Source organism: Mesorhizobium sp. M7A.F.Ca.ET.027.03.2.1 (assembly GCF_003999175.1).
Taxonomy (GTDB): domain Bacteria; phylum Pseudomonadota; class Alphaproteobacteria; order Rhizobiales; family Rhizobiaceae; genus Mesorhizobium.
On record NZ_RZOM01000486.1, the window covers coordinates 1 to 4,463 of the forward strand.

Consider the following 4,463-nt stretch of genomic DNA (forward strand, 5'->3'; position numbering starts at 1 on the left):
CGATTGGCGTAGACGACGCGGCCCTTGGTGTCGGTGACGAGAAGCCCCTGCGACATCGAATCGACGAAGGATTTCGACAGTTCGTCGCCTGTCGAGCGTGGCGTGACCTGCACGAAGCCGATCGCCGTCGCGAACAGGAAGCCGACGCCGATCATCGCCAGCACGCCGAGCATGCCGAGCAGGAAAGGATCGCCGAGGCGCTCGCGGAAAAGCCCGAAGACGATCGCCGCCCCCATCAGAACGACAATGAAAATGATAAGCCGGGTGACCGCGCCGGGTCGCGTATTCTGGTCGACGATCGGTACCGGATAGAAATCGCCGCGCGCTTCCTTGGCCATGTGCCCCCTGCTCGTGAATTCCGGTGTTCCGACACCCGCCCCTAGCGGGTTGAATCACATTCTCCTAGTCCGGAAAAGGCCTGGGCGGCAAATGTCGGATAAAAATGATGTCTTCCGGGCTTCGGAGTTTTTCTAGCTGTTCACCGGCGTGAAACGCAACTTGCGGTGGCCCGGTGCAACGGTCTAGTGTCTCGTCACTTCCAAGGGCGATCAGGGGAACCCAATGCAATGGCTCGATAGCGTGGCAGGTCCCGGTTATGCCGCAGCATTGTTGTGGACGTTTGCAGCGCTTGTCCTGCTGGTCATCGTTCTCGTCATCATCAAGCTGGTACGCAACCTGACATTCGGAACCTTCGTCGCCGGTGGCCGGAACCGCAAGACGCGACTGGCCGTCATGGATGCCACCGCCGTCGACAGCCATCGCAGGTTGGTGCTGATACGCCGCGACGACATCGAGCACCTGCTTCTGATCGGCGGGCCGACCGACGTCGTCGTCGAGCGCGATATCCGACTTTCGGCGCTACGCCGGCCGGCATTGACTGGAGACGGTGGCTTGCAGCCGGTCCCGGCCACCGCGGCCCCGGCAGCAACAAGGCCACGTCCGCCGCAACCCGCTCCGCCGCCGGCCAGACAGGCACCCGCTCCACAGCCGGTGAACACGACGCCCGCCCGCCCGCGTCCAACAGCGCCGCCGGCACCTGCACCGAAGCCGGCAACGCAAAGCTATCAGCCGACCAATGTCACGCCGTTGCCGGCCTACGGCTCCGCCAATGCCAACACCGCCCGGCACGCCCCGCCACCACCGCAGCCGGTGCAAGACAGCATCGACGACACGCTGATGAGGGAGCTCGAAGTGTCGCTAGACCAGCCCCGTTCGGGCGGCCCCGTGGGCAAGCCGGCGGCGCCGCAGTCGCTCGACGACGAGATGACCAAGCTTCTCGGCGAACTCTCCAGTCAGAAGAGATGAGCGACCGCCGGGTCGCTATCCCGCGAAACATCGCCGCCGGTCCGCTACCGAACCACCTCGTCCAAGCGCAAAATATCAAGGGTTTGCGGCCTTCGCGCGCCTCAGAGCGGTGGATGCCGCACCAATAGAAATGGCCGGAAAACCGGCCATTTTCAGGATCGAGTTCGTTCGGTATAGCCGGCCGTGCGCCGCCGGCCTTGACCTTCAGTCGTCGCGATAGACTTTTTCGCGGCGCTCATGCCGCTCCTGCGCTTCGATCGACAATGTCGCGATCGGACGCGCATCGAGCCGCTTCAGCGCGATCGGCTCGCCGGTCTCTTCGCAATAGCCGTAAGTGCCTTCGTCGATGCGCTGCAGGGCGGAGTCGATCTTTGCAATGAGCTTGCGCTGACGGTCACGGGCCCTGAGTTCGATGGCACGGTCGGTTTCCGAAGAGGCGCGATCGGCCAGATCGGGGTGGTTGGCGTTTTCTTGCTGCAGGATTTCTAGTGTTTCGCGCGCTTCGCGCAATATGTCATTCTTCCAGGTGACGAGCTTTGAGCGGAAGTAGGATTTCTGCCGCTCGTTCATGAACGGCTCGTCTTCGGAGGGTACGTAATCGGCGGTAACGATGTCGTTCATTCGACTCACCCAAACTGCCCCAAATTTGGCGCCTATATATTCGTCGTCCGACGCCTGCACAAGCGCAATCGGCCGCTGTTTCACGCAATTGTTAAAGTACCCCGCCACGGGTCTTTGCAGCCGCGTACGGTCGCTTTGGTACAAACTCCGCCGAGACACTTTGGATCCGGTGGCACATGCTTTCCGAGATCGGCCGTGATCCCGGGGCGAACGCAAGCGCCTTTGCAGCAAGCAGCATTGGGTGATTCGCTGTGTTTGAAGAGCACGGGCATTGTGCGCAACGCCGTTCTCGTGGCTAATCCCGGGAGGCTTCGGCATTCGGAGGTTGGGTGAGCAGGCTTTATCTGTTGCGACATGCAAAGGCTGGCTGGGCACTGCCCGGTATGCGGGATTTCGATCGCCCGCTCGACGCGTCCGGCCGTTCCGATGCCGAAATGATGGGCGCCGCCATGCGCTCCCGCCTCTATGTTCCGGACCGCACGCTCTGCTCCAATGCCAAACGCGCCAAGGAGACGCTGGAAAGCCTGGCCGGCCAGACCGACACCGGCCGGGTCCTGTTCTTCGACGCGCTCTACAGCGCGGACGCGGCCGGTTACCTCCACCTTATCCGCGACAATGGCGGATCGGGCTCATTGCTGGTCATTGGCCACAACCCGATGATGGAAGACCTCACCATGGCAGTTTCGGGCGACGGCGACGAAACCGCGCGGGCCACGCTGAACCACGGGTTTCCGACCGCGGGCCTGGCGGTCGTCCGCTTCAACGGCGATCTTGCCAGCGCCGCCCAAGGCGCCGGCTATCTCGAAGCGTTCCTGACGCCGGCCGATCTCTGAAGCCATTTCAAAGCCTGGTTGTAGAGCCTATATCGGACGGACCGAAGTCCGAGAGAGCATATTTTGGCATCATCGCTGACCACCTTCACCGACGAGGCGAGGATTGCCCTCGACACGCTGTCAGGCCGCGCCACCGGGCTTTTTTCCCCATCGCTGCGCCTCGGCGTGACCGGATTGTCCCGCGCCGGCAAAACGGTGTTCATATCGGCCCTAGTCCACAATTTGATCCATGGCGGCCGCCTGCCGCTGTTCGAGGCGCAGAAATCTGGGCGCATCGCCCGCGCCTTCCTCGAGCAGCAGCCCGACGACGCGGTGCCGCGTTTCCAGTACGAGGACCACATCGCCGCCCTGGTCAACGATCGTGCCTGGCCCGATTCGACGCGCGCCATTTCGGAACTGCGGCTGACCATCGAATATGAATCGGCTTCCGGCTGGAGCCGCATGTTTTCTTCAGGCAGACTGTCGGTCGATATCGTCGATTATCCCGGCGAATGGCTGCTCGATCTGCCCCTGCTCGGCAAATCCTTCGCCGATTTTTCGCACGAAGCCTTTGAAATGGCCGTTCTGCCGGTGCGCGAGGACCTGTCGCAGGCTTGGCGGGCGCTGTCGGCTGGGATCGATCCGGACGCCGATGCCGACGAGATGACGGCGCGCCGCCTGGCCGAAAGCTTCGCCGCCTATCTGAAGGCCTGCAAGCTCGACGAGCGGGCGCTTTCGACTTTGCCGCCCGGCCGTTTCCTGATGCCGGGCGATCTCGAAGGCTCGCCGGCACTGACTTTCGCGCCCCTGGCCGGGATCGGCGACAGGCGTCCGCGCGCAGGGTCGCTGCACGCCATGATGGACCGGCGCTACGAGGCCTACAAGACCCATGTCGTCAACCCCTTCTTCCGCGAACACATCACCCGCCTCGATCGCCAGATCGTGCTGATCGACGCCATGCAGGCGCTGAACGCCGGCCCCGGCGCCATGGCCGACCTGGAACGCGCGGTAACCGAGATCCTTAGCTGTTTCCGACCCGGCCGGGGCAGTTTCCTCACCGACCTGTTCTCGCGGCGGATCGACCGCATCCTGGTTGCCGCGACCAAAGCCGACCATCTGCATCACGAAAGCCATGACCGCCTGCAGTCGATCGTGCGGCGGCTTGCCGACCGCGCCGTGGCACGGGCGAATTTCACCGGCGCCGACGTCGATGTGGTCGCCATGGCGGCGGTGCGCGCGACGCGCGAAGGCACCGTCAAGCAAGGCCGAGAGACGTTGCCAGTCATTATCGGCACGCCGATCGCCGGCGAGAAGATCAACGCCGAAACCTTCGATGGAAAAACTGAAACAGCCATATTTCCTGGTGATTTACCGGAGAAAATTGATGCGGTTTTTGATCTTTCGGGAGCCGATCACAAGCAGGATGCCGCGGACCCTGCAATCCGCTTCGTCCGTTTCCGTCCCCCAAAGCTAGAACGCACGGCCGAAGGTATCACCCTGTCGCTGCCGCATATCAGGCTCGACCGTGCCTTGCAGTTCCTGATCGGAGATCATCTGGCATGACCGCGCCCCGCAAGCCGGCAGCGTTCCGCATCGAGCCGGAAGCCGAACCAAGGCAAGAGGAGCCGCAGGCGCGCCGTGCCCAGGCCGACATCCAGCGTAAACCCCGCGCGATGAAGACCGATGTCGCGATGGTCATCCCGGCGGAAGTCGATGTCTTCGACG

General features: G+C 63.1%; 4 protein-coding genes and 2 pseudogenes. 4 read left to right on the forward strand and 2 right to left on the reverse strand.

The features are described from left to right. A pseudogene (locus EN750_RS20350) lies at positions 1–338 on the reverse strand (hybrid sensor histidine kinase/response regulator); the annotation flags it as partial. 223 nt (positions 339–561) lie between these two features. Here EN750_RS20350 and EN750_RS20355 point away from each other — a divergent pair. Next, complete coding sequence (locus tag EN750_RS20355) at positions 562–1,305, forward strand: flagellar biosynthetic protein FliO (protein ID WP_127397467.1); 744 nt, start codon at positions 562–564, stop codon at positions 1,303–1,305. Positions 1,306–1,509: 204 nt separating this feature from the next. Here EN750_RS20355 and dksA read toward each other — a convergent pair whose 3' ends face one another. After that, positions 1,510–1,926, reverse strand: a complete 417-nt coding sequence (gene dksA / locus EN750_RS20360; protein ID WP_013531862.1) for an RNA polymerase-binding protein DksA — start codon at positions 1,924–1,926, stop codon at positions 1,510–1,512. Positions 1,927–2,255: 329 nt separating this feature from the next. Between dksA and EN750_RS20365 the strand changes: the two genes are divergently transcribed. From EN750_RS20365 to EN750_RS40855, 3 genes and pseudogenes are all read left to right on the forward strand, one after another. Continuing rightward, positions 2,256–2,759 carry a histidine phosphatase family protein gene (locus tag EN750_RS20365; protein ID WP_127397468.1) on the forward strand — a complete coding sequence of 168 codons (504 nt, stop codon included), beginning with the start codon at positions 2,256–2,258 and terminating at the stop codon, positions 2,757–2,759. Positions 2,760–2,822: 63 nt separating this feature from the next. Beyond that, a complete protein-coding gene (locus EN750_RS20370; protein ID WP_127397469.1) occupies positions 2,823–4,301 on the forward strand; it encodes a YcjX family protein in 1,479 nt (492 codons plus the stop codon). Next, positions 4,298–4,463, forward strand: a pseudogene (locus tag EN750_RS40855) (TIGR01620 family protein); the annotation flags it as partial. The gene EN750_RS20370 and the pseudogene EN750_RS40855, both read left to right, overlap by 4 nt.